The 20,576-nt window shown below is 48.6% G+C and carries 22 protein-coding genes and 3 pseudogenes; 8 read left to right on the top strand and 17 right to left on the bottom strand.

What is annotated here, in order from left to right; translation table 11 throughout:
• Positions 1–113: 113 nt before the first annotated feature.
• From CAFE_RS19190 to CAFE_RS19155, 8 genes and pseudogenes are all read right to left on the bottom strand, one after another.
• Positions 114–704 (bottom strand): annotated as a pseudogene (locus CAFE_RS19190) (DUF3991 domain-containing protein); the annotation flags it as partial.
• Between the two features lie 14 nt (positions 705–718).
• Positions 719–3,515, bottom strand: a pseudogene (gene mobP3, locus CAFE_RS19185) (MobP3 family relaxase).
• Between the two features lie 66 nt (positions 3,516–3,581).
• Positions 3,582–4,298, bottom strand: a complete 717-nt coding sequence (locus CAFE_RS19180; RefSeq protein ID WP_156991475.1) for a hypothetical protein — start codon at positions 4,296–4,298, stop codon at positions 3,582–3,584.
• 102 nt (positions 4,299–4,400) lie between these two features.
• On the bottom strand, positions 4,401–4,688 hold the full coding sequence (locus CAFE_RS19175; RefSeq protein WP_156991476.1) for a hypothetical protein: 288 nt from the start codon (positions 4,686–4,688) through the stop codon (positions 4,401–4,403).
• Between the two features lie 104 nt (positions 4,689–4,792).
• Entirely contained in the window at positions 4,793–5,206 is a 414-nt protein-coding gene (locus tag CAFE_RS19170; protein WP_156991474.1) for a ribbon-helix-helix domain-containing protein, read from the bottom strand.
• A 393-nt stretch (positions 5,207–5,599) separates the two neighbouring features.
• Positions 5,600–5,848 carry a DUF6103 family protein gene (locus CAFE_RS19165; RefSeq protein ID WP_156991473.1) on the bottom strand — a complete coding sequence of 83 codons (249 nt, stop codon included), beginning with the start codon at positions 5,846–5,848 and terminating at the stop codon, positions 5,600–5,602.
• Between the two features lie 19 nt (positions 5,849–5,867).
• Entirely contained in the window at positions 5,868–6,797 is a 930-nt protein-coding gene (locus tag CAFE_RS19160) for a DUF6329 domain-containing protein (protein WP_156991472.1), read from the bottom strand.
• 21 nt (positions 6,798–6,818) lie between these two features.
• Entirely contained in the window at positions 6,819–7,859 is a 1,041-nt protein-coding gene (locus tag CAFE_RS19155) for a C40 family peptidase (protein ID WP_156991471.1), read from the bottom strand.
• A 93-nt stretch (positions 7,860–7,952) separates the two neighbouring features.
• On the opposite strand from CAFE_RS19155, the gene CAFE_RS19150 reads away from it, so the two are divergent.
• From CAFE_RS19150 to CAFE_RS19140, 3 genes are read left to right on the top strand one after another with little or no spacing between them, the layout of a single operon-like run.
• Positions 7,953–8,408, top strand: coding sequence for a MarR family winged helix-turn-helix transcriptional regulator (locus CAFE_RS19150; RefSeq protein WP_156991470.1), 456 nt, complete (start codon positions 7,953–7,955; stop codon positions 8,406–8,408).
• Positions 8,405–8,791, top strand: coding sequence for an FMN-binding protein (locus CAFE_RS19145; RefSeq protein WP_156991469.1), 387 nt, complete (start codon positions 8,405–8,407; stop codon positions 8,789–8,791). Before CAFE_RS19150 ends, CAFE_RS19145 begins: the two co-directional genes overlap by 4 nt.
• Entirely contained in the window at positions 8,788–9,342 is a 555-nt protein-coding gene (locus CAFE_RS19140; RefSeq protein WP_156991468.1) for a flavodoxin domain-containing protein, read from the top strand. Before CAFE_RS19145 ends, CAFE_RS19140 begins: the two co-directional genes overlap by 4 nt.
• Before the next feature lie 2 nt (positions 9,343–9,344).
• Here CAFE_RS19140 and CAFE_RS19135 read toward each other — a convergent pair whose 3' ends face one another.
• From CAFE_RS19135 to CAFE_RS19125, 3 genes are read right to left on the bottom strand one after another with little or no spacing between them, the layout of a single operon-like run.
• Positions 9,345–9,848, bottom strand: coding sequence for a gamma-glutamylcyclotransferase family protein (locus CAFE_RS19135; protein ID WP_156991467.1), 504 nt, complete (start codon positions 9,846–9,848; stop codon positions 9,345–9,347).
• Between the two features lie 10 nt (positions 9,849–9,858).
• Positions 9,859–10,902 carry an amidoligase family protein gene (locus CAFE_RS19130; protein WP_156991466.1) on the bottom strand — a complete coding sequence of 348 codons (1,044 nt, stop codon included), beginning with the start codon at positions 10,900–10,902 and terminating at the stop codon, positions 9,859–9,861.
• An 18-nt stretch (positions 10,903–10,920) separates the two neighbouring features.
• Positions 10,921–12,750 carry a VirB4 family type IV secretion system protein gene (locus CAFE_RS19125; protein WP_156991465.1) on the bottom strand — a complete coding sequence of 610 codons (1,830 nt, stop codon included), beginning with the start codon at positions 12,748–12,750 and terminating at the stop codon, positions 10,921–10,923.
• Positions 12,751–12,916: 166 nt separating this feature from the next.
• On the opposite strand from CAFE_RS19125, the gene CAFE_RS19120 reads away from it, so the two are divergent.
• The 3 genes from CAFE_RS19120 to CAFE_RS19110 are packed head-to-tail and all read left to right on the top strand — an operon-like array spanning position 12,917 to position 14,691.
• On the top strand, positions 12,917–13,381 hold the full coding sequence (locus CAFE_RS19120) for a VOC family protein (RefSeq protein WP_156991464.1): 465 nt from the start codon (positions 12,917–12,919) through the stop codon (positions 13,379–13,381).
• An 18-nt stretch (positions 13,382–13,399) separates the two neighbouring features.
• A complete protein-coding gene (locus tag CAFE_RS19115; RefSeq protein ID WP_156991463.1) occupies positions 13,400–13,891 on the top strand; it encodes a SufBD protein in 492 nt (163 codons plus the stop codon).
• A 38-nt stretch (positions 13,892–13,929) separates the two neighbouring features.
• Positions 13,930–14,691, top strand: a complete 762-nt coding sequence (locus CAFE_RS19110) for an MBL fold metallo-hydrolase (protein WP_156991462.1) — start codon at positions 13,930–13,932, stop codon at positions 14,689–14,691.
• 75 nt (positions 14,692–14,766) lie between these two features.
• Here CAFE_RS19110 and CAFE_RS19105 read toward each other — a convergent pair whose 3' ends face one another.
• Genes CAFE_RS19105 through CAFE_RS19090 form a run of 4 tightly spaced genes read right to left on the bottom strand, consistent with a single transcriptional unit; the run spans position 14,767 to position 17,097 of the window.
• Positions 14,767–15,357 carry a hypothetical protein gene (locus CAFE_RS19105; protein WP_156991461.1) on the bottom strand — a complete coding sequence of 197 codons (591 nt, stop codon included), beginning with the start codon at positions 15,355–15,357 and terminating at the stop codon, positions 14,767–14,769.
• Positions 15,341–15,619, bottom strand: a complete 279-nt coding sequence (locus CAFE_RS19100) for a hypothetical protein (RefSeq protein WP_156991460.1) — start codon at positions 15,617–15,619, stop codon at positions 15,341–15,343. The genes CAFE_RS19105 and CAFE_RS19100 overlap by 17 nt, the downstream gene beginning before the upstream one ends.
• A gap of 12 nt (positions 15,620–15,631) precedes the next feature.
• The gene (locus CAFE_RS19095; protein WP_156991459.1) at positions 15,632–16,198 is read right to left on the bottom strand and encodes a DUF7768 domain-containing protein; all 567 of its coding nucleotides are present in this window, start codon (positions 16,196–16,198) and stop codon (positions 15,632–15,634) included.
• Entirely contained in the window at positions 16,195–17,097 is a 903-nt protein-coding gene (locus CAFE_RS19090) for a conjugal transfer protein TrbL family protein (RefSeq protein WP_156991458.1), read from the bottom strand. Before CAFE_RS19090 ends, CAFE_RS19095 begins: the two co-directional genes overlap by 4 nt.
• Positions 17,098–17,234: 137 nt before the next feature.
• Here CAFE_RS19090 and CAFE_RS19085 point away from each other — a divergent pair, with 137 nt between their 5' ends.
• Both CAFE_RS19085 and CAFE_RS19080 read left to right on the top strand, forming a co-directional pair.
• A complete protein-coding gene (locus tag CAFE_RS19085) occupies positions 17,235–18,140 on the top strand; it encodes an AraC family transcriptional regulator (protein ID WP_156991457.1) in 906 nt (301 codons plus the stop codon).
• A 142-nt stretch (positions 18,141–18,282) separates the two neighbouring features.
• Entirely contained in the window at positions 18,283–18,453 is a 171-nt protein-coding gene (locus CAFE_RS19080; protein WP_156991456.1) for a hypothetical protein, read from the top strand.
• 18 nt (positions 18,454–18,471) lie between these two features.
• Here CAFE_RS19080 and CAFE_RS19075 read toward each other — a convergent pair.
• A pseudogene (locus CAFE_RS19075) lies at positions 18,472–18,579 on the bottom strand (DUF3852 family protein); the annotation flags it as partial.
• A gap of 102 nt (positions 18,580–18,681) precedes the next feature.
• Entirely contained in the window at positions 18,682–20,499 is a 1,818-nt protein-coding gene (locus tag CAFE_RS19070; protein WP_156991455.1) for a reverse transcriptase domain-containing protein, read from the bottom strand.
• Positions 20,500–20,576 lie beyond the last annotated feature (77 nt).

The following is a 20,576-nucleotide window of genomic DNA, read 5'->3' as shown; positions in this document are numbered from 1 at the left end:
ATTCGATATCCGTAAAAGTTTGTTGCTTTTTCATTTCTCTGCACCGCCTGTGAATTGATAGTTCTATTTTACCAGAGTTCTCCTCTCTTCGGTAGAGGGGCGGATTAAATCAGAGGTTCCTTAGAAATGTAATGAAAGCTGTAGGCCGGGTGGCTTCCCTCCACATTGATACGGAAGCCGTTGCCGGTTGCCGTACTTTTCTTATGGGCATGACGGGCGACACCATTTTCATCGAAGCCTACAAATACAGCGTTGTGGTATTCGGCATCCTCAAACAGCAGTTTTTCTCTGGCAAACTCGGCCAGCACTTCCCGGCTGATGCAGCGCTGCTTGATAAGATAGGCAAACACCCGGCGCATATCCGTGTGTGCTGGCGGCAGAACAAAGGGCTTTCGCTGTTCCGGTTCGCTGCTTTTAGTGTGCTGCCGGTATTCCACTCCTCGTTCACCGCCCAGCAGCAGGCTCACCGCCTCCGGGAAAGACAGGTTGTATATCCGCTTTACGAGGTCGATGGCATAGCTGCCCTCCTGAGCGGAGTGATCATACCAGCTGTTTTCCCGAACCGTGATGCTGTGATCTCTGGCCAGCCGTTTATCTCTGCCGGAAGGCAGGAGCTTTTCCCCTTGCCGCTGAAGGAAGTCCACTAAATCCACCGAATTGGCTCGTTCCTTTTGTTCGTCTGTAAAATGGATGTAGCCTGACACAATAAAACCTCCCATCATAAATGAATTTGCGGCGCATGGTCATCCTGCTTGTGACCCTGCGCCTGCTTTTTCTCCTGCAGCTTTCTTCTGCGCTTGCGGTCGATATGACCGGCGGTGATGCCTGCGGTTCTGCGATAGTCCTCCCTGAACAGATTTTCCAGCCGGTGCATCAGCCGGGTGGCGGTCAGCAGCACCGAGGGATTGCGGTAGCTGCTGATGTTATTAATCAGGTACTGTGCATAAACATTGCCCTGCGCTGCAGACAACCCCAGCCAGTAAAGGCTCTTTTCCTTGTCACGGGGAACATCACCGTCATAGAAGTACAGCTTGCCGAGGACATACTGTGCAAATTGGTTCCCTTGCTCGGCAGAGGCGGTCAACCAGCGGATGGCAGCTTCCACATCCTTTGGGACATCCTCCCCTTGGAGATAGAGCTTGCCGAGCTGGTAAGCCGCAAATTCATTTTTCTTCTCTGCCGATAAGGTAAACAGCTGGATTGCCTCACCGACATTCTTGGGAACGCCGTCACCGGAAAGATACAGCTTCGCTAAGGCATACCCAGCATAAGCATTGCCGATGTCGGAGGAGAGCTTGAGCCACTTAACCGCTTCCGGAACATTCTTCGGGATATCCGTACCGGTAAGATAGAGCCTGCCGAGCTGGTAAGCAGCATACTCATTTTTTTGTTCGGCGGCAGCGGTGAACATGTCCACCGCCTTTTGTATATCTTTTTCCACATGAGTACCATCTCGGTACAGCTTGCCAAGGGCATACTGCGCCCCGGCGTTTCCGGCCTCGGCTGCTTTGACCATCCAAGCTACAGCCTGCTCAGGATTTCCGATGCCTGTTTCCAGACACACCTTGCCCAGCAGATATTGGGCATTCACATTTCCGAGCTGCGCCGACTTCTCCAGATAGGAAACCGCAGCCTGCACATCCTTTTCTGTGCCGGTTCCGGTGTAAAGCATCTGACCGAGACGGTATTGCAGCTTGTCATCATGGCTGTCCTTTTCCAGACGGTAAAATCCTGAAAAAGCGGCTTTGAAATGCTGATCGGAATCTGCTGCATTTACCGGCGTACCGACACCGTCACGATACATTTTGGCAAGCTCATAATCCGCATAGGGGTTGCCCTGATTGGCAGACAGGGTATAGAGCCGGAGCGCCTGTGCATAATCCTGCGACACACCCTGACCACGGTAATATAGACAACCGAGGGAATATTGGGCGTACTTATGGTTCTTGTTCACTGCCTGCTGAAACCATGAAGCCGCCTGCCCATAGTCCTGATCGGTTCCAAGACCGGCGACATACATTTTGCCAATGCGGTATTCCAGATAGGGTTTGGGCTTTTCTTCCTCTGCGGATAAAAAAGCGGTCAGTGCTTTTTCATACCATGCGTGTGCGGCCTGCAGATCAATCTCACGGCCTAAGCCATCGGCGAACATTCTGCCGAGATCATGCATGGCAAGGGCATTGCCGGATTCCGCTTCCAGCAGAAACAGGCTGTAGGCTTTATCAAAATCCTGCGGCACATCCTCGCTTCCGTAGAGATATTTCCTCGCCAGCTTGTATTGCTTGCTCCATTCGGCACGAAAAGCCACATCCGCAGGCTCCATGAAGGCTTCCTCCAGTTCACCATCCGCAGGCTCCGGCAGCTCCGGTTCCGGTGCGGCCTCATCCTCAAATGAGAAATGGTGACCGCCCAGCTTTAACGCTTCGGAAATCACCATGTTTTTAATGCTCTTAAATTGTTTCTGCTGAGAGAGCGGAGTAAGGGGAGGCAGCTTGTTGGTGTAAGTTTTGAGGATTTCATTCTGCCAGTCGTTCCATGCCCGGTACAGTTTATCGATCCGTTTCTCTTTGGCAAGCTCATCCACGATGCGGTCGATGATGGCTTTCACATCGGATTTGAGGTATCCGTACACCTTTTTGCCTCTGGTGTTTTGCAGCCGCCGAGCCAACAGCTGCAGATCCGCTTCAATGACCTTGTTTTCGCAGACACAATCCTGAACCTGTGAAAGCAGTTCTGCCATCACATCGGCGGCACCCTGCTTGAGCTGGCTGCGGGCTTCATTCTGATGCTCATATATGGGCGAAGTCCTGACGGAAAATATCGTGCGCCAGCTCCGAGCGCATGGCTTCGATGGCAGGCTCGGTGAGAAATCCACCATTGTCCTTGGCGGAGTAGACCATGAGATGCACATGGGGATGATGGCTCTCATTGTGAAAAGCAGCGTACCAGCGGAGGTTCTCGCTGTCGATTTTCATATGCTTGCAGAGCATGGCTTTTTTGCTGCGGAGCAAATCCTGCCACTGCTTTCCGCTGTCGTATCCGAGCCGTGCGGCATCCTCCCGGCGCAGGCTGATGACATGAGTCCAAACAGCGCCCTTGTGGTTGCACACATCCTCCTGCACCTGTGCCAGCACTACCGGTACTCCCTCATCGGTAAACAGACCATGCTCACCGATCCGCTCCACACGGGGACGGCCTGCGATGTACTCCACATAATTTTCCCGCTTGCCGATGAGGTTCAGGTTCTGCTCCAATGCCAGCGAGATGAATTCGGTAGCGTTGCCGATGGTGGGGCTTTCACAGTAGTCGCCATATTCCAGCAGCTCATTTGCCGAGGGAATGTCACGGAGCAGCTGCCCGATGAGCTGCCGCTGCTTCTCGGTGGCGGGAAGCAGCAGCTTGCTCTCATCAATTTTCTCAACGCCGTCACGGGTGGCAAGGTATTTGACATAGTGGGTCAGATGCTCTGCCGGGGCATCTCTCAGGTAGCGAGATGTGAAGATGATTTTGGGCATGGATGCCGCCTCCTTTCTGTGGTTTGGGCAAAAGAAAAGAGTGCCATAAAAATTGGCACTCTTAGATTAAAGTGGTTGCAATTCCCCTTTGATTTTCATGTTTAAATATTCAGTTGCTTTCTTATCCGTATAAGAAATAATCTTATTTGGAATATATTCTTTTCCGACATCAGCACTACCATATACAAGCTGAATTTTGGGCGGTAAAAACTTATCTTCTATTATCGGAATTTCTCTTTTATTATATCGAAAAATGTTGCCGAGATCGCAATCAACAATTAAAGCTATTTGTGGATTATTAAATATTGCACATTCTCTAAGAATATATTCGCAAGCATACCACCAAGATTGTTGCTCTAAATTTTCTTGCTGAGCATCATACTCCCAACTCATAACTTGTTTAATTTTGCAACTTACTTTACCGCCTTGGTCATCCATTTCAACTATTTCTGCTTTGGTTAGAATAGCTAAGACATATAGTCTATTATTATGAAATTTAGAGTTGGTATCAATTCCATATATTTGATTATACTTGGTTGCAATCTCTTTATTAGGATCATTGGTCATTGCATCTGTAAAATAGTTTAGCTTTTTTTCTCCTTGAGATCTTTCATACCCGCTCCACATTTGCCTATCAGTTAAAGGAATGTCACCTTTATTTGTTCTCATGACTAATGCACCATTAGCATCTGTAGATATATGGATTTCATCAGAAGTGCCAATAAAATTTGCTGAATATGTTCTCATTCGAGGTTTTTTTACTTCTTTTTTTCTCTTTCCCATTTTATCCCTCCTAAAAATAATTATAACATTCTACTCAATAAATTTCATCTCTAATATGTAAAACAGCCTCCGCTTTCGCAGAGGCCATCCACCTATGTTTTCTTACAGCGCATCGAGTTTTTTCAGCAATTCCACGCAGTCCTTTGCCCCCTGCACATAGAGATGCTGACATTCGTGATCGGCAATCAGATTGGTTTTCTCAAAATAAACGGTGAGGATTTGCTGCTGATCCTCCGGCAGAGATTTGACAATCTCACGAGCCTGCGAGCTGAGAGTTTTTACCTCGGCATAAATCTGCAGCTCGCTGTCGTCCAGAGCTTCCTTACGCTTTTCAATTGCGGCTTCTGTTAGCTCTCGGATAACTGATTCAAATATCTCACTTTTCTCCATCACATTTTCATCTCCTTTCCCAGCATTACAATGCTGTACACCAACATATAAACGGATATGCTTTCATAGTCCATACCCAAATGAAACAAATTTATCTTACAATTTTAGGTTCGCCGCTTTTGATAGTTATATGCGTCCTCGAAATCAACCGCACCGTTAATGCGCTTTACTTCCTCCACACACTTTAAGTGTAGGCTTTGGAGTGCCTGCTCGTCAACCGCATGAGTATACGCCACCACATGAGAGAGTTTGGACAGCTCGGTAGCGATTTTGAAATCCATTCTGGCCAAACGGTTTTCTGTATCCCGGATGGCGCTGACGAGGACGGAGGATAAGCTCTGCAGCAGATAGTTTTCTATTTTCTGCGAGGTGAGATATCCGCAGTAAAATTTGAGCGCTTCGGTGACAAACTCATTTCTGGATTTCACGTTGGCCTGCTCCAGCAGTTCATCGCACCGATCCAGCACTTCCTTTTCAATATAAAAGCCGGTGCGGACTTTTTCTGGTTCCTTTGCCATACTGCCTCCTTTTCTCCATGAATTCTGCCCCGGTATGCAGTGTAAGCCCCGGAAATGCCCGGTTTTCCTTGCCTTTTTCTGAAACCAGCATAACAAATCAGGTCTTCGAGCAGAAAGTTATGTCACTTCTCAATCCTCGAACGGCTTTGCCGGTCGGTGTTTTTCGGGTTTAGGCTGCCAAAGCAGCATAAACCCTTTAACCTGCACCACTTTCGACCCTACCGGAATGCCCTCATTCTGAGGATTTATCGCCGCATCCGAGGCTTTCTCACATTCTCTCCACACGGGCGCAACGTGGGCGATACGATGTAATGGGTATCAGGATGCCACCACGCCTGCCAAAAGGCCACACAGGGCAACACCGCCGCCCACACGCCCGGACAGCGTTTCGGCTTACGTTAGCCTATTGTCAGAGCCGCCAGTCGCAGCAGGGCGAACCGGTCTTTTGGGTTTTGCAGCGGCCTCACGGGAGAGCTTATCGTCAATGTACTCACGGGTGGCCTGCGGAACGTGCTTTTCGTAGAGCTTCTGGACGGTATCCTCCAGCTCCGTCTGCAAATCTGTATCCTTTTTGCTCATGTGGTAGGTCAAGGCATCCAGCTTTTCGCTGTCAAAGCTGATGGTAATTGTTGCTTTTTTCATGATACTTTCCTCCATTTTATCATTTCATTTCGGGTGACTGTAAAGGGGTATCACCGTCTTGCGTGACCCATGTTTCATAATCTGATACCGGACAGTACCCGGCAAGCATGGACGAGAATTCCTCCAAGCGGGAGGGTTTCACCTTGTCCAGCTCCATCTGCAAACCGTAGTAGCCGTTGTAAACCTTGACCACCTCGGCATCCAAAACATCAGCCCAAGCCACTTTCCCGGCATCGGTCAGGGTATGCTCATTAAGCTCCACGATGGTGGCAGGCTGTACCTCCACATCCTTGTGGAACAGATGAATATCCTCCCAATGGAGATAAAGCAAATCTTTCAGCCTGCTGACCGGTGAGGGCGCTTCCGGCAGCTGCTCCGGCTCCGATTCCTCCGGGTGACCGCCATATTGTGGGCAGAAATCAAGGTAATAGCACACGTCAATGCTACTGTCACCTAACTCCACATTGGCTACTTCCTCACGCTCATGGAGCATATCCATCAGGGTATCCATGCTGTTAAAATCATGCTCGAAGCCAGTTTGCTGTGCCAGCTCATCAAAGCTGATAATCCAGTTGCCCTCGGTTGTGTTTTGGGTTCCGGTGGACACAATGTAATCCACTGCCTCCATCATCTTCTGATTGAATTGCTGCAAGGCCGGGGAGGTCAGAGCGGAAATGTTGGGAATATAGGAAGCATACCGGCAGTAGCCATAGCCCTCCGATTCCACCAGCAGTCCGTCCTTTTTGCCCTCGCCGGTGAGCAGCAGGCAGTGATACACACCGCTGCTGTCGCAGTGCATCTGCTCTATATTTTCCTGAATAAAGTCGTAATCCCTCATAGGTTTCTGCAGCACAGCTTCAAAATCTTCAGCGGGAAGCCGAATGGTTTTTGATACCTCAAAGCTCCGCAGATCGAAATCTGAGGGCTTCCGTTCAAAAATTGCTTTCATGAAATATCCTCTCCTTTTTCGTTATTTGAGCCTGCCGTAGGCATAGAAATGGCTGCGCCAATAGCGGCTGTTTAGATCCGCATAGCCGATTGGGTCGCCGCAGTGCAGCATTTGGCCATTCCCAACATAGATTCCGATGTGGCTTATGACTCCGGCTGAGGCATAGGTTCCTTGGAAAAACACCAAATCTCCGGGCTTTGCTTCCTCACGGGAAATCACGGCACACTGATTAAAAATACCCGATGCGGTAGTGCGGGGCAGATAATATACGCCTGATTTGGAATAGACCCAGCACACATAGCCGGAGCAGTCAAAGGAAGTCTGCGGAGAAGAACCGCCCCAAACATACGGATAGCCGATATATTTTTGTGCTTCCTCCATCAACGCCTGATAGGTACCATCGCCCATTTCTCCGGGGTATTCTCCATCCTCCGCACCGGGGATAGCTCTGCCATACTTGGCATGGGAGTAAATCTGCTGTGCATTGATCCTGTTTTCCTCTGTAATGGTTCTGCCAAGGGAGCTTTCAAGGCTTCCATATATCTCATTCAGATCGGTAATAGGCACAGCCACCGTATAGGTTTCCTCGGTTTCATTGCCATCCGCATCGGTAACGGTACGGGTGCGTTCCTCGTAGCGGACGAAGCAATCCGCAAAGGCTCGGTAATCGGAAGCATCCATCCGGAGATTTTCAGCGCCGAAAAACAGAGAATAAAAAATGGATTTCATGCGGGTACTGTCTATGCTGCCGCTTTCGATCATGGACGTAATCTCAGACACAGCTTCATCCAAATCAGAGAAGCTGCCCCGCATATCCTCGATGTACTGCCGGTACTCCGATGGCACCTGTGAGGAGATACTGCCGCCGTGAAAACTCAAATCCACAGCGGAATTGTTGTGGCCTGCGGTACCAGACAGCAGGCTCATAATCATGACAATGATTAAAATAAATGGGGTGAGAATGGCGGCAATCACCACGCCCACCGCTTTCCATGTCCGTTTGTCGGTGGCTGCGGCGATTGCTGCTTTCACCGCAAGGGTAATGGTTGCCGGGTCTGCCATAGAAGCATCACATCCTTTCCATTGACAAAGCGCAACCTATTGCATATAATTAAATGCAATAGGTTGCGCTTTTTTAGATGAGGGAGTATCAAAATGAAAATACCAGAGAATAAACAATATGTCCTGTTTGGCGGCGCTTTTGTATTAGCGAATAAATTGCAGCTGGTGGCTGATAAAAAGACACACGGGCTTTCTACAAAGCAGTGGTTTTTGCTGCGCAATTTAAGCGATTTGCCCGCCGATCCACCGCCCACCATCACCACGCTGGCGAAGGAGACCGACACCACTCGGCAAAATGTCAGTAAGATGCTTGAGGTGCTACAACGTCAGGGCTATGTGGCGCTGCAGCACAATGAGGAAGACCATCGCAGTCAAAGCGTTGTGCTAACGGAGTCAGGCGCACAGATACTACGGCAGGTTGCACAGGAAGCTGTCCCTTTTTTCACAGAACTCTTTTCCGGTATCAGTGAGGAAGAGCGCGTAGTATCCGCCAATGTGGTGATAAAACTCATTGATAATCTCTGCAAAATGCAGGAGGAGATGGAATGACGAAGAAAAAATCGATTATATACATTGCCGCCATCATTGTGCTGGGGCTTGCAGCCCTTGTGTTTTTAAATTTACCTAAGCCGATAACCACATCTGATTCATCATTTAATCTGGCACAAATTTCATCTGGTACCTATACGGGCAGTTATGATAACGGGTTTGTGAAGGTTTGTGTGGAGGTTATCGTAGAAAACCACACCATTGTAGAAGTACGACTTCTGGAGCATGATAACGGCTTGGGCAGCGCCGCAGAGCCCATCACCGACATGGTCGTACAGCGGCAAAGCGTAGAGGTCGATTCAATATCCGGAGCAACCACAAGTTCCAAAACTATACTAAAAGCAGTTGAAAATGCTTTATCGGAAGGACGGGAAACAAAATGAAAACAGTAGTTATCTATAAATCTCACTATGGCTCCACTGAAACCTATGCCAAGTGGCTTGCGAAGGACTTGGGTGCCGATCTGCTGCAGGCCAACCGGGTAAAACCGGCTGATTTACAACAGTATCAAATTATCGTTTTTGGCGGCGGCCTCTATGCCGGTGGCGTGAACGGCATTGCCCTGCTGACAAAAAACTTTGAGCTTATTAAAGACAAGGCTCTCTACCTATTTACGGTAGGAGCCGCTGATGTAACCGACCCGGAGAACCTCAAAAACATTCGAGGAGCCTTAGAGCAAAAGTTGCCTCTTGCCATGCGGGAAAGGCTACATATTTACCATCTTCGGGGTGGGATGCGCTATTCAAAAATGAGCCTTATGCATCGCACGATGATGAATATGATGGTGAAAATGTTGCGTAAGAAGCCGGAAAACGAGCTGCGTGCAGAGGACAAAATAATGTTGGAAACCTATGGGCAGGATGTTGATTTCACGGATCAAGCAGCCATTGCCCCACTGGTAGCGGATATCAGAACGAACGCAAAACTGCAATAGTTTTACCACCATTTCTGTTCCCAAAGATTAAACTGGGCATCCTCTGCGGCCTGCTGCTCCTGTGCCAGCCGGATGGATTTTTCCACCGCTTGATCCAGAAAGTCTATATCAAACCCTGCGGTTTCATAGCCCTCGGCGATGGTGTGGAGATAAAAATCCGATGGTGCGCCGAACTCCCTGCCGTCATTCATAACATAGACCATTGCATTCACAGGCCTGCCATTCAGCTCCACCTCCAGCATTTCCTTGCGGTAAAAATTCGGGTATCCCTCATAACGGTCAAGGGAAAGCTCATCCTGCGGCCTGATTTTCCATAAAAGCACAGGTACAGAGCTGCCCTCCAGCGGCTCAATGGTTGCAACGGCTCCACGGCTGCCGCCACGGAACAGCAGCTCATATCCTTTGACCTCGCTGACTCCCACCACCTTGGCGGTGGGGCAGCGGAATGCCATCTGCGGCAGATTCAGGTTACTGCCGTAGGCAATATATAAGCGATTCTTCGTCATGGTTTCCTCCTCACATTCGCATAGTAAAAGCCGGGGCATCTTCTGCCTCGGCTTCGGTTTGTTCGGGAGCGGTGGACTGTGCTTCTGTGGAAGCCTGCTGTGCCTGATCCAGCTCTTTTTCTTTTTTCTGCCGCATCCGTTCCTTTTGTTTCTCTGCCTGCGCCGGATCACGCCAAGCAATACAGCCGTCCAGATTCTTCAGCAGATGCTCACGGGCGGTCTTAAATTCATCCCCGATCAGACCCAAGCGAAGCAGCCAAGTGCGAAAAGTGTACTTTTCATTGGTGGTCTGCGTCTTGGTTCGGCTGGCGCAGCGCTGGTTGAGCGCCTGTGCGGATATCGCCATGCATAGCTGGATGTAGGCCTTGATTTTCCCGGCATGAGTGGTTCCGTTGAACAAACGGAACTCCACCGTGCCTTTCTGGAACACAGAATGAAGATTCAAACAATGGTACCGACTGTCATCATAGTGAATGTCGCTGCGGCTTTCGCCGTTATACCAAATCCGACCGACCTGATCCAGTGTCTGGGGCTTTCTGCGGTTGAGTTCCTCTAAAAATCGGTTGTCCACCGGCTTACACCAGCGGTGCTGTCTGGCTACCGATACCTGTAACGCTTTGTAGATCAAATCCTCTTTTGCAGCCATGATATTGGTGATGTTCCGCAGAGTATTGGCATCAAAGGGCGAGGCATCCACATGAACATGGATGCCGCAGGAGCTGTTGGCAATGGCACCAGCCTCCCGGAGCTTGCGTACCAGCTCCTGCACGGTTTTGATATCCTCCCAACGGCAGATGGGACTGACCATCTCGGTTTTGTATTCTGCTGAGGCGGATACCGTCTGTCTGCCGTTTTTTCTCTCCGGGGTAATACTGGCATCACTCATGAATTTCCACTTGCGGCCTTGGGTATCAATGGCAGCGTAGGTGTCGTAATAGCTGCCGTCATACACAGTCGATGTGCCGAAATAAGCGGCGGCAATATCGGCGGCAGCTTTACGGGTAACGCCCGTCAGCTCCACCTCAATGCCGAAGCGCTGGGCTTTCATATCCATTTTTTCTTTCACCTCCCATTAACGACCACCCGCCTTTCCAAACAGCTTTGCCTTATGCTCCGGGGCATTCACCATCAGGTTGTACCGCTCATTGCCGCATTTGTAGAGGCACACCCCACGCTGGGGATAGCGAATCAGGTTGTATTCGCTCTGCTCCAGCTGAAGCGTATCAATATAAAACTTGGCATCAATATTTCCGGCGTTGAACAGAAACTGATGGGTCGGAATGCTGAACAGGGGCTTGGTGTACTCCCGAATCCCCTCAATGTTGAAGTCCTCCAAATTCTGTGAGGCGATGATTACTGCCGAGTCCTTTTTCCGCACACGCTTGGAAAGGTTGCGGACGTATTCCACGGCAGTGAGGTTCGTGAGGAACAGATAGAACTCATCAATGCTGGCGGCGGTGTTGCCGTTGGTCAGAAGTTCGTTGCTCATGTAGGATAAAATGTTGAACAGCAGGGCATTTTTTAGACTCCTACTGGCCTGCAGCAGGCCTTTCACCCCAAAGGTCACAAAGCTGGAATCGGTGATATTGGTATGTCCGTCAAAGAATTTCGATTCCGCTCCCTTGCAGATGGAGTGCAGCCCCAGCAGGATATTCTGCAAAAGCTCTGCGGTGTAAAGCTGGCGGCTGCTCTCATCAAAGGCTTTGTATTCTTCCTCAATGAGCCCATACAGGTCTGACAAAATGGGATAGTCCTTGGCAGTCAGGCGGTCGAATTTGGTGCTGTCGCTGATGCCGAACTTGGCATACAGCTTCTGCAGCATAATTTCGATGGTGTCAATCTCCCGGTCGGAGAAGTCTTTATACGTCCTGAAAAAGTCCTTAAGAAAAGAAATATGCTGACTGAGCTTGCTGCTGATGCGGAAGGTCTGCGGGGCATCCTTATCCTCCGGGCTGCCGTTTTCATCCCATGTTTTGGGTTCCAGCACATTGATAATGAACTCCCCGGACATGAGATCGATGAAGCAACCGCCGAGGTTGTTGGTTAAATCCTCGTACTCCATTTCGGGATCAAGTGCGGTGATATTCATGCCGGATTCCCGAAGATTGCACAGAATGAGCTTAAGAAGATAGCTCTTTCCCTGACCAGAATTGCCGAGAATGAGGATGTTGGCATTGGTCTTGTCATCGGCTCGCTTATTGAAATCCACCAGCACATTGCTGCCAAACTTATCCCGCCCTACATAGAAACCGTTGGCATCCGTCTTACCGGAGTAGTTGAAGGGATAGAGATTCGCCACAGAGCTTGCCGGGAGAACACGCTCGAACTGGTCACGGAACACATTGAAGCCGCTGGGCATCACGCACTGAAAGCCCTGCTGCTGGCGAAGCATCAGTCTGTCCACATTGAGCTTGGAGCGGATCAGCTCGGTCATGACTTCGGTCTGTAACAGCTTGAGTTGATCCAGATCATGCGCCGAAAGCTCAATGTACACAGCTGAGTGGATGAAGGGTTCCCGGTTCCGGTGCGCCTGTGCCACGATGGTGGCCACATCCTGCAGATTGCTTTCGGCCATGACCGTCTGCTGCAGATCATTGGTGTTGGATTTGCTCAGTCGGTTTTTATTGGCGGCATTGCTGATGATTTTCTTTTCCTCCACCGGCGTAACGTGGCGGGTATAGATTCGCAGGGTCACGCCATCCTTTTCTCCCAAGTGCCGGAGGATTGCCTGTTCTTCGGTAGCGGTGGGGTACTCCCGGAGCGCCCAAACGCAGCGGTAGGTATTGCCGCAGATGAAGTGATCGGTGTTAAATTTGACCACTGCGGGGGCGATCATATCCAGAAATTCTTGGATTCTGGCATCCTCCTGCGGTGGAGATTGGGGCTTCCTTTTTCTTGCCATCGATGTTTCTTCCTTTCTGTTTTTGATTTTGGATATAGAAAAGCCGCCACGTTTGTGACGGCTTGAAGTAAAATGGTTCACTTTGATAAAGATGTGAGGTATAATAAATATTAGAATTAAAACTGTATTTAAGCACAGATTATCAAAATTATTGGAGGAAATTCAAATGAAATATGAAGGCGTTTGCGTTGCGGTGAAAGATATAAATCTTTCCAAAAAGTTTTATCAAGATTTATTTGAGTTGGAGGTATTTCAAGACTATGGCAGAAATGTCTCCTTTGGTGGATTATCATTACAGCAGGACTTTGACTGGCTGTTAGGTATTTCAAAAAATAGCATATTAAAAGAATCTCACAATATGGAGTTGTACTTTGAGGAAGATAAATTTGATGACTTTATTGCGAAACTACAACAACGCAATGACATTAGGTATATAGGCGATGGCGTTAAGGAATCTGACTGGGGGCAACGCTCCATACGTTTTTACGATTTAGATGGTCACATTATTGAAGTTGGCGAGAATATGAAGATGGTAGTAAAACGGTTCCTTGATTCCGGGTTATCAATGACGGAAACCTCCAAGCGCATGGATGTGTCGGTATCGGATTTAGAAACACTTTTGAATAGCTGATTTCTGCGTGGTCTGATTATGGTTTGCAACTCAAATAGTAAGGTGGTGAATATACTGAGTAACATCCAAGAACTTGTTTCCGGACTAAAGGACAAAGACGATAAATATGCATATCAATGTTTGAAACAGCTGGAATTGGAAAGCCTGAACTCAGATGCCGTGTACTCTTATTTTGATTTGTTTTCCGCTATGCTGGATGATTCAAACTCCTACATACGAACACGGGGTATTCTCCTAATTGCGGCAAATGCAAAATGGGACAGCGACTACAAAATAGATGAAATGATTGACAGATTGCTGAAACACATTATGGATGATAAGCCGATTACCGCAAGGCAGACAATTAAGGCTTTGCCCGTTATCGCAAAGCATAAGCCAGATCTCATTGACAATATCTGTAATGCGCTGCATAAAGCAAATCCTCAGATTTATAGGGGCAGTATGCAGCCATTAATCTGTAAAGATATTCAAGAGACCCTGAGAAAAATTTCAAGCTTTAAGCAAAGCTGAGACGCTTGTAATGAGCATAACAGGAAGGAACAGCTAATATGAAACCATGGTTTACAATAGACAAAATTGATTCTAACACACATATTATCAGTGAATACCGTCACTGGGAGGAAACACATTGTTATCTTGTCGAAGGAAACAACCGCGCACTTTTGATTGATACAGGGCTTGGCATCTGCGACATATCTGCGGAGGTGAAAAAGCTGACAGACAAACCGGTGACGGCTGTCGCTACGCATATTCACTGGGATCACATCGGCGGTCATAAATACTATCATGATTTTTATGCCCATGAAGCTGAGCTCAATTGGCTTTCCGGAGAATTCCCTTTGAGCATGGATACTATACGTGAAATGGTGCTTGACCGCTGCGACCCGCCGGAGGGCTACGATGTTAACACATATAAGTTCTTTCAGGGAACGCCCACACGGGTGCTAAAAGACGGTGACACCATTAATCTTGGTGGGCGCATGATCACGGCACTGCATACACCGGGACACTCTCCGGGGCATCTGTGTTTTTGGGAACCACAACGTGGCTACTTATTTACCGGCGATCTTGTCTATAAGGACACGCTGTTTGCCTACTATCCGTCCACTGATCCGCAGGCATATCTCGCATCGCTTGAAAAAGTTGCGGCACTGCCCGTGAAAAAAGTATTTCCTGCTCATCACAGTTTGGATATTCAGCCAGAGATTTTGATTCGTATGCGAGAGGCTCTCAGGCAACTAAAAGTCGATGGCAATCTACATCATGGTAGCGGTACTTTTGATTACGGCGATTGGGCTATTTGGTTGTGATATTCGAACATATGAAGAGTAATGAGTAAACAGGGAAGCCGAAATTGCATATTTGGGCTTCCTTGTTTTCATGTGTCACTCGTTCAAAATAATCCACCGCTCCCCATCGAAATCCTCGAACTTCTCGGTCGTGACGTTCTGTTCAAAATAAACCGCAAGGATGCGCTTGATGTCCTCCTTGTCCGCTCGCTTTACGGAAAAGCCCTGCTCTTTCAGGGACTTCTCAATACGGGACAGGTACGGGAACACCTCTTTTTCTTTCTCGTTCCGCAGACGGATCAGGATTAAAAACTCCCTTGCGGTGGCCATCTGTACCTGTATCCTGTCAAGGAAGGACAGGTCTTTTTCGAGGAGCTTGCGCACCACAGGATTCTGCTCCTGCTCCATGCGGCTGCGGAGGAACCGCTTGTTGTCCTCGAAGTTTTCTCTGCTGTTTAAACACAGCATCTCAATCTCCGCAATGCCTTTCAGCACTGTCATCAGAGCATAAATGCGGGTGCTGATGCTGGCCTCGGACAGCACTGATATGTTGCTGGGCTTGATGATAAAATACACCAGCTCCCCATGCCCATAGGTCTGCAGGCTGTACTCGGTGATTTCCTTGGTTCCGATGAGCTGCCGGGTGGAGGCTCTTTTTTTAGCTTCTGCCTTATCGTTCCTGCTCATTAGGTGTGTACCTCCATTCATAGAACTGCTGCTTGGCAATAAAAAAGGCACAGGCATACCGGAGAAAATCCAAAATGCTTGTGTCCTCAAAGCGGATAGTGAGAAAAGCATAGACGGCGGTCAGCACGATGGGCGGTACAAAGCCCAGCTGGGAAACCGCAAGCACAGAGAGAAGCAGCGCCACGCCGATGATGCCAATATCCCGCAGCTGCCACAGCCATAAGGTTGCCTTTGCTCTTAAGTGATCGGGGTAAATATACATGAGGCACCTCCCTTACATCCGCATGGAAAAACCGGAGCCTTGATTCAGCGACCGTTCCATTTCTTTAGCGGCATAATGCACATTGGGGGAATAACAGGACTCATTCAGCTGTTTGGCATAGCTATCAGCCTGTTCTACCGACTCAAATTCCATTGGCTTGCCTCCGTGCTTGCACCAGCTTTGGGCGGCTCCGCACACCGAACCGGCGCTGCGCATCGCCCATACGCCATATTTCTTTTCCATAGCATAACCTCCTTGGATTTGTTCTGCGGATATCTCACGAACAGGGATACCCAGCTTTTTTGCTTCTTTCAGCTCCATCGTCATGCCGGTGGAAATCCGGCTGCCGCAGAGCCACAGCTCATCGCAGGCCTCCAGCACACGATGCCCCATGCGTAGACCGGCTTCTCTCTGGATAGAATCATGGTCGTCCAGAAACTGCGGATAAAGAAGATGGACAGCTATCGGCGTACACTTCTGCTCCATTGCATAACGGCAGGCCGCCTTTGCAAATTCTACATTCTTCTGTATGTCACCGGCATAGGGTGAGGCAATATAGACCAGCATATTCTCGCTCATTTCGCCACCGCCTGTACCACCGTTTTTGTCATGTTCACCGCAGTCTGCGCCGCATACACGGTACTCATGAGGTTGGCTTTCGTACTGGTGTCCAGTCCGAACTGTCCGGCAATGCGGGGGATTTCTCCAGCCGCCAGCATCAGGCCAAGCCCCAGCAGGGCATGGTCTTTGACCACCATGAGTCCGGCAATCAGCACCGTTGCCTGCAAAAACGCCGTCAGGCACAGGCCGATGACCTGCTTGCACCACGAAACAAAGCCGTCAATATATCCACGGGGAACACTGAACATATATAGGCTCCCCACGGCAATCTGGATAAGCAGGATGCCGCCTCGCTTCAGATTGGCAAAAAACACCTTAATGACCGCATAGCCCATCAGGATCAAGATAAAGATCATCATGATCGGGCTTGTGATGGCTTTTAGGCCGCCGAACACGCTGCTGGTCATAGCCTGCTCCAGATTCCCCGCATCCTGTAACGATGTGATGATGCCTTGGGCTACCGTTCCGAAGTCTGTGCCGAGGCCGGTAATCCCGGCAGTGAAGCTGCCCTGCAAAGATACTGACAGCTTATACAGCTCCACCGGCACCGTGGTGAACAGCCCCACAGCCATAAAACCCTTGATGGCGTTGAGGGCGGTATCCTTGATGCTGCCTCTGCCTGACTGAGATTCAATCCCGCATTCAAAGGCAGCCACCACAAGGCCTACTCCATAGAGCGCCCACGCCAGATAGGAAAAAAACAGTACAATGGACTGTACCCAGCTCATTTCGAACAGGTCAGCACCCATGTTTCCCATCTGCATAAAAAAGTCGCCGAGGAAGCCCACGATTTGACCGTAGATCCAATCCACAATCTGACCGAGGACAGTGTCGGCGACAAAATCCCATATGAACATTTGAAGTTATCACTCCTTTCCGTGTGAAAACAAACTGCTTATGGTAAAATGAATTTGGTACCAATAATAAAGAGCATACACAGTCAAGCGGCATCCCTTTGAGCTGTGGTATTCTATGGTCAAAGGAGGTGCTTATCATGCACGCATGGGAACAAATACAGGAAACCATAGAATTTATTGAAGAACATTTAGGCGAGGAATTAAATATTGACAGCCTCGCAAAGATGGCGGCACTGTCGCCTTTTTACTATCAGCGCCTGTTCAGCCGTTTGGTTAAAAAGCCGGTTGCTGAATACGTTAAGCTGCGCCGTATGGCAAAGGCGTCCGAAGCACTGCTGCAAAAAGAACAACGTATTTTAGATATTGCATTGGAGCTTGGGTTTTCATCTCACGAACACTTTACCCGTACCTTTAAGGATACCTTTGGTATGACACCGGAGGAATATCGCAAAAACCCGCAAACGCTCAATCATATGACTAAGCCGGAGCTTCTGCTTCACTACACCCTAATTGATGAGGGCGTACCGCTCATCACCGATGGCATTGTTCTGGAAATAAACCGAAGAGAAATTGCGGAACCGATTTGTTTTATGGGCGCTAAACAAGATGTACCCATTCAGCATTTGGATGGATTGGGAACAGAATCTGGCATAGATCCGCTGGATGCCCTTTGGCAAAGCTTCCATAAACAGAAGCAAACAGTACTTGGTCTTTCTGAAGATGCTGAAGAAGTCGGTGTGACTTTGCCATCTTTAGAGGAAGGACATTTTAGCTATTTTGCAGGGGCAAAGTCAAAAACGGGAGCGGCTCCGGACGGGTTCATGAACTGGGAACTGCCAGTTGGAGAATATATTGTCTGCTCCTTTGAAGCTGAAAACTTTGAAGCACTTGTTATGGATGCAATTTATAAAGCGCAGCAATATATTTACAACACATGGCTGCCAAATCACAAACTGCAAACAGAAGCATTCTGTGCGGAGAGATATGCAAGCCATTCGCCTAAAACCACAAGCATGGAAATTTGGCTTAAGCTGAAAAAGTAAGATTTACGCACATTGCACCGGGCAGCCGTCAAAGCTGCCCGGTGCTTTTCCTTTTCTGATTTATGACTTGACAATTAGTTCGTTCAGAGCTTTAATACCACACAACGGAGGCCGCCGAAATAATTTCAAAGGAGGTACTTGTGTGGCAGATTACAAAAAGCTCTACTATAAAATGTTTAACGCAGCAACCGATGCCGAGAAGCTCATTTCTCAGGCAGCAGGTTTGATGCGCACCGCCCAGCAGGAGTGCGAGGAAACATATATGGATGCAGATGAGACCCCGCTGCGCCTGACGGAAAAGCCGGAGGAGTAAAGCTCTGCGACTCCTGTGCTACATCCCCAGCACCTGCCAGATGTATAAGGGAGCGGTCAGTGTGAACACCAAGCAGGCAAACAAGATTGCCGGAGCCGCCCACTCGAACTGACCATGTTTCCGATGTGGGCTAAGTGCCCAGCGCCTTACCATATTCCTATGGCAGGTTTCCGAACACTCGCCCCCGAACCGTGCTTGCACCTCTCGATGCACACGGCTCTCCACTTGTTAATTCAGTTTTCCAGAGTGTAACTTTTCGTGACAGTCTAAGCAGAGCGCCAACGTCTTGCGGTTTCTCGCAATCATAAAGCGCTCCCAATAGCTTTTACCTTTCAGGTCTTTGAGCTTCCTGACATGGTGAATTTCAATCTCACAGTCAGTTTTGCCGCACAGCTCGCATTGCCCTGCGGACAGCCTTGCCATCAAGCTTGTTTTACTGGAATACATCACCGTTTTGGGGATAACATCTACGACAGCATTTTTCTGCAAGGGCTTTCTTGCAAAGCCCTCATTGTAAAACAGCCGTGTTTTTGTCTTTTCCTTTTTATCAGTGAAGCGTACTCCAAAGTTCTTGCCAATACGCAGTTTCCCAATCATTCTGCGCATAGTTGTGCGATATTTGGTCGCAAAGGTTTTGAACATACTGTACTGCATGATATAGCCGAAAGAGCTGGCATGAGCGGCATTGTTGGCAATACGGTAGTAATTGCGGAAGCCCCTGATTTCACTGTTGTACTGGTCAAGGATTTCGAGGTCATCGTTATCCTTGAGATAGTACCGGGCTTTCGCTTTCCAGTTGTCCTTGCCATAAACCGTTTTTTCAATGGTCATAGCACCGTATTCCAATAGCTTTTTACGCATAAGCTCCGTTGGCATTTCTAAACAGACAGTGCCGTTCAGGTGGCGGCAGCGCCGCCCTGTCTTGTCCTTTTTGGTAGCGACAGAGCGCCGTACATAAATGTCATACCCCAGAAACCTTGCTCTTTTTTCGGAATGGGTTATCAGCGTTTTTTCATCTGACAGCTCTAATATCAGCGTGTCAGCAACAAAAGCCTTTACCTGTTCCTTAATTGAGATTGCGTCCTCTTTACTGCCAATAACGCCGATAAGAAAATCATCAGCATAACGGACATATTGAAGCCGCTTAAAGCTGGTATCAAACGGGTCGGAATAAGGAATCGTCAGCTTTTTACGGTCAATCTCACGGATTTTCTCTGTGAGCACCTGCTTTTCTTCCTCTGAATTGGTGTTGCGCAATTTCTTGGCAAGCACCCCACGTTTTTTCTCCAGCTCATAGGTTTCAGGATAGACAGCACGGACAGCTCCCTTATCAAACCGCTTTTTCAGTTCCTCCATATACCTGTCTAATTTATCCAGATAGATGTTGGCAAGAATGGGACTGATGATACCGCCCTGCGGCGTACCGCTGTAGGTGTTATGGTACTGCCAGTCCTCTAAATATCCAGCCTTTAGAAACTTGCGGATAAGACGTAGGAAACGCTCATCTTTGATACGCTCCGCTAAAATCCCTATCATAACTTCGTGGTTGATGTTGTCAAAGAAGCCTTTAATATCTCCCTCAACAAACCACTTTACGCCGGTAAAGCAGACTTGCACTTGGCTAAGCGCTGTGTGGCAGCTATGATTTGGGCGAAAGCCGTGCGAAGTTTTCGCAAAACTACCCTCATATACTGCTTCCAGCAGGAGCCGCACACATTCCTGCACCAGCTTATCGTCAAAAGACGGGATTCCCAGCGGACGCATTTTTCCGTTTTTCTTTGGAATATAGGTTCTTCTTGATGGTTGTGGCTGATAGCTCTCGTCCTTTAGGCTCGCAATCATGCCGTCAATGCGATTCAGGCTCATTGCGTCGATGGTTTTGCCATCGGTGCCTTTGGTCATATTTCCTTGGCTGGCATAGATATTCTGATAAGCCAGCAAAAACAGCTCACGGTTATACAGATTGCGGTAGAGCCGTTCAAAGGTATACGACCTGTCACTGCTGTGGTTCTGTAAACTGCTTAACATATTGATTGGATTTCTCATGGTGTATCACACACCTTCCTTTCTCTATTGTTAAGATAACAAGCTGCCGCCCTTCGCCATGTATGCGGCGTTACCGC

The sequence above is a fragment of the Caproicibacter fermentans genome, assembly GCF_009746625.1.
GTDB lineage: Bacteria > Bacillota > Clostridia > Oscillospirales > Acutalibacteraceae > Caproicibacter > Caproicibacter fermentans.
The sequence above is the reverse complement of the archived record's forward strand: the minus strand, read 5'-3'. Positions and strand labels throughout refer to the sequence as shown.